Raw genomic sequence first — 4,440 nt, forward strand, 5'->3', positions numbered from 1 at the left:
AAAATTCCCCAAGCTCCCTCTCTGTCCAGCAATGCTCTAAAGTTGATAAATATCAATCTAACAAAAACTCAAAGCCCTATTGTACAAACTTTACAAGCATGAGTTGTTGATAGTTTTGCATGACAGGTTCGGTAGAGCCAATATAGTTTAGAAGAGCGACAAAATCCTGAAAAAAGAAAAGAATTTAACCAAAAATTAGCTGAATATTTAAAAATAGCAAAAGAAGAGCCAAATAAGCTACAGGTATGGTTTTGGGACGAAAGTGGATTTAGTTTAAGAGTCATTAGAAGAAAAACATGGGGGGAAAAAGCCAAAGAAAAAAAGTTAGCGGACAGAGAAGAAGTGGTCGAGTAAATGCGATGGGAGGAGTGAGATATTCCGATAAAAAGAGATTCGTAGAATTCATCAAAAAAGGAAATTCAGAAACTTTTTATGAATTTGTTCGAGTATATTTTCGGCTAGTCTTTTCGGATAGGTTCGTTTACTGGCGACAAAATCTAACTCTTCGCTAAAGGGTTTTCGACAATTATTGCACTTAAATTGACGACGATTAACTTGTCGGTACACTAGTTGTCCTGAGATTGGTAAATCTTTGACTAAATGTCGATGATTTTGGTGTAGTTTATCGCTCTCTAACCCACAACGAGGACAGATTGCTTTTTGATTTTTCGATTCGATTCGGCAAACTATAGCAATTCCCATAGTTGTGAGGCACAGAGTCTTAGGTTTTGAGCCTTCAGGATTCAGGAGTTAAGATTTTGGTGTACCTCATGAGATTGGGAAACGCTACATACCGATATTTTCTAGGTGTAGATAGCCTTGAATAGACGTTCCTTTTAGGTTCAAAAATTTGTCAAGTATCATAAGTAAAATACTCTGGTTTTTGGCTATTATATCAAATCTTAACTCAATTGTCTATCTTTTGGCATTAACCTGTTTGTGCCTTGAATCTTTCCCTGTATGGGTTTCAGCTATTTTTGAGCGTAGGTATTCTCATCGAATTTTATTTTAAGTTAATTATTTGCATAACAATTACCGAAGAGCCATAGAAAGTTCGGCGACTCATTCCCGTTAAACGCTTAAATTTCTTTCGACATAACCTATTCGTTTCGGCAAATTTCATACTCTTATTCTGTTTTTTATCTATTAAGGACAGATTTTAAACAGTATCACAAAAAAACTCTTTTATTACGCTGGCAACACTATCTCATTGTGGCGATCGCTGTCTCGTGAGAGTATTGGCAAAAATAAATAACCCTTTATTATAGCGTTTCTCACACCTGTGTGGCACAGTGAAACCTTTGCTGATTAAACTTTTCACCATCGACAATGTACCTCTTGCGAACAGGAAACGCTATATATCACGAAAGACTTTTGCAAGAGGTCTAATCAATTGTTAAGCTAAGAGACCGTATCGGGCAAGGATGAGTAAAATCAAGGGGATGCTCTCCAAAATAACCATCAATTCTGCTTGCTTTAGTTAGGTTCAATCATGGAAAATATCTCTCAATGGGTAGGCATTGACATTAGTAAAGCGACCCTAGATTTTTACCTCCGTCCCCTCGGTAAAGCGATGAAAGTCAATAACACAGAGGAGGACATATCTAAACTGGTCGAGACCCTAAAATCCTACATGTCAACCTCATCGTTCTGGAAGCGACAGGAGGTTTAGAAACTGAACTGGTGATTCAATTACAAGCAGCGGGTTTACCGGTCGCCTTAATTAATCCCCGTCAAGGAAGAGACTTTGCCAAAGCTACTGGTAAATTAGCCAAAACCGATGCCATTGACGCTCAAATCTTAGCTCATTTTGGCGAGGCAATGCAACCGCAAATATTAGCGGTTGAGTCGGAAGAATCTCGTCAATTGGGCGACTTAATTAGTCGTCGCCGGCAACTTGTCGAGATGCGGACTGCCGAAAAAAACCGACGGGAACGCGCTCGCGGTAAAGCTTTGGTCGATATCGAAGCCCATCTTGAGTATCTCGATAACTGCCTCGAAAAACTCAATCAAGAAATTGAGGAATTGACCCAAGCTAACCAACAATGGCTCGAGAAAGTCAATTTACTCAAAACCGTGCCGGGGATTGGTCAAGTAATTTCTACTACTCTCGTCTCCGACTTACCAGAACTCGGTCAATTAACCGCCAAACAAATCTCTCGCTTAGTCGGTGTTGCGCCGATTAATCATGATAGTGGTCAACATAAAGGTAAGCGAATGATTCAGGGAGGTCGCGCTCAGATTCGGGCGACTCTTTACATGGGGGCGGTGGTGGCTATGCGTCATAATCCGGTGATTAAAACCTTTTACGAACGCCTAGTCGGACGAGGTAAATCAAAAAAACTGGCTCTGACTGCTTGTGTGCGGAAAATCTTAGTTATTCTTAATGCAATGGTTCGCCAAAATCAGCCTTGGCAGCTTGCTGACAATTTACCACCTTGTTCCTAGAGATTCACACTTTTTGTTATCTCTGATCAAGGGTTGCGCTTGCTTTGGTTTAACCTGAGCGACTTAGTTTTTGCTGCGCTTTTTTCTGGCTTGAGATTTTAGGTTCGACAGCAACTCCTTGATTGTTTTTTGAGTTACCCCTTGACAATCAAGACAGTCGCTACGAGCGATGCGATCGCTGCGCTTTTTTCTGGCTTGAGATTTTGAGTTTTACGGCAACTGCTTGAGTTTTTTTGAATTACCTCTTGACAATCAAGACAGTCGCTACTACTGATTGACCTCCACAAACCGACCAATCCTTTATTTTGGCCATCAGTCGCTGCCTTTCTCTGGTTGTTTGAGACTGAGACAGCTTGGCAATTGCTATCAGTGGATTTAGTCAAGGAGTTATCATCTGTCGGCTTTAGAGACTGCAAAAAAAGCTTCTATGCCGGGGGAAGTTTACAAGTTATCCAGGCAATAAAATAACTGAACTCAGGTTAAGTTTCTAAGCTTTTGAGATATAGGTAGGTAATAGGTAATCTTGATAATTCACTCAGGATATAGCGTTTCTGATTCACAAGAGGTACATTCCCGATCCTGAACAGCTTAATCAGCAAAGGTTTAAGTGTGCCGCACAGATGCGAGAACCGCTATAGACTGTTTACTGAGCAGTTGATCTGCTATCTTTTGTCGATTTTGGTAAACTCTTTGATAAGCTTCTATTAACGCTTTTTGGGTTACTTGATCACCGTTTAGACTAAAGTTATAATCTAACATACCTGAATAAATACAAGCTTCTTTCATCTTATTTTCATAAGCTAGTGAAATAAAAGGAATTCCTTGCTTAATAGACAGTATAACACCATGATATCTCATAGAAACAACTATTTTGCCATGAGCGATATATTTTTCGTAATCTCTAAAGCTTTCTAACTTTTCTAGAAGGATTATTTTTTGTTGATCCATTCCAAGCTCTATAAAAGTTTTATAAATACTTTTTAAAAACTTTTCTTCGCTTAAAACACCATAGAGATGGGGAATAATGAAAATTTTTAAATTATAATCTTGAGCAAAACTAATTAGAGAGGGAATAATGTCTTGTTGAATTTTTTGAGGTAAATTAATCTCGCTACATAAAGGATGCCAACTGCCTAATCTTGTTGGAATAAATATTATAGACTGTTCATCATCATCAGCAATTTTCACTTCTTTTAATGAAGGCTGAGTATCAACAGCTAAGCTTAAAGCCGTATCCACCCCTCTAACATTAGGAATTTTCCATTTATTTAAAATTTGATTACTTTTACCTTCCCTGACAAATAATTGAGACTTTTTAAGGACAAATTTAGCGATTAAATCAAAAATAAAGTTGCCACTTTTACCAATGCTATTCAGAGCAAAAATTGTTTCTTTTTTCTCTAAAACTGCAACGAGAACCCTAAACAAAGAAATCCAATCTTTATAAATTCCTATATTAGAACCTCCTGGAGAGACAATCACAATATCACAGCTTTTTACCAAGTCGAGATAAGCAGATAGGGTGGTATTAGTTTTAACTCTAATAAAAGGAATAAATTTAGTGGCAACATAGACTATTGCATCTTGTAAATCTGTTTTTTGAAAAAGAATTTAATGATGATGAAATGTTTGATTATCCTGATAAGGAATCGCTAAAAACCTACTTTTTTCCCAAGGCCAATTATATACGAAGTGCAACTCAGTGTCAGGAAACTGCTGACGTAGCTGGATTGCCATTGTCACGCCTGCTGCATCATCGCCAAAGTTAGCAGTATGTTGATTATAGCGGTTCTCGCATCTGTGCGGCACACTTAAATCTTTGCTGATTAAGCTGTTCAGGATCGAAAATGTACGGCTCTTCTGGTTTTCGTGTGTTAATTTTTGTTATGAATTAAAGCAAGCAAACAGCTTAAGTCGAAGATGTTGAAAATTGGTAAATCCATAACTCATTCTTTTAATAAGCTTTATTTTGGTATTCATTCCCTCAATTAA

The 4,440-nt window shown here is 37.9% G+C and carries 2 protein-coding genes and 4 pseudogenes; 3 read left to right on the top strand and 3 right to left on the bottom strand.

Features of this window, described 5'->3' with window-relative positions; translation table 11 throughout:
* Positions 1-135: 135 nt before the first annotated feature.
* Positions 136-437: pseudogene (locus IM485_RS21360) on the top strand (transposase); the annotation flags it as partial.
* On the opposite strand, the pseudogene IM485_RS21365 reads toward IM485_RS21360, so the two are convergent.
* Positions 436-777, bottom strand: a pseudogene (locus tag IM485_RS21365) (transposase family protein); the annotation flags it as partial. The pseudogenes IM485_RS21360 and IM485_RS21365 overlap by 2 nt on opposite strands.
* Before the next feature lie 715 nt (positions 778-1,492).
* Here IM485_RS21365 and IM485_RS21370 point away from each other — a divergent pair.
* Both IM485_RS21370 and IM485_RS21375 read left to right on the top strand, forming a co-directional pair.
* A pseudogene (locus tag IM485_RS21370) lies at positions 1,493-2,448 on the top strand (IS110 family RNA-guided transposase).
* A gap of 270 nt (positions 2,449-2,718) precedes the next feature.
* A pseudogene (locus IM485_RS21375) lies at positions 2,719-2,916 on the top strand (SAM-dependent methyltransferase); the annotation flags it as partial.
* A 135-nt stretch (positions 2,917-3,051) separates the two neighbouring features.
* On the opposite strand, the gene IM485_RS21380 reads toward IM485_RS21375, so the two are convergent.
* A complete protein-coding gene (locus tag IM485_RS21380; protein ID WP_353846032.1) occupies positions 3,052-4,059 on the bottom strand; it encodes a polysaccharide pyruvyl transferase family protein in 1,008 nt (335 codons plus the stop codon).
* A 273-nt stretch (positions 4,060-4,332) separates the two neighbouring features.
* Positions 4,333-4,440 (bottom strand): transposase (locus IM485_RS21385; protein WP_271928149.1); only part of this gene is annotated, 108 nt, incomplete at its 5' end.

This window comes from Microcystis sp. M169S2, from assembly GCF_020245865.1.
GTDB classification, from domain to species: domain Bacteria; phylum Cyanobacteriota; class Cyanobacteriia; order Cyanobacteriales; family Microcystaceae; genus Microcystis; species Microcystis ichthyoblabe_A.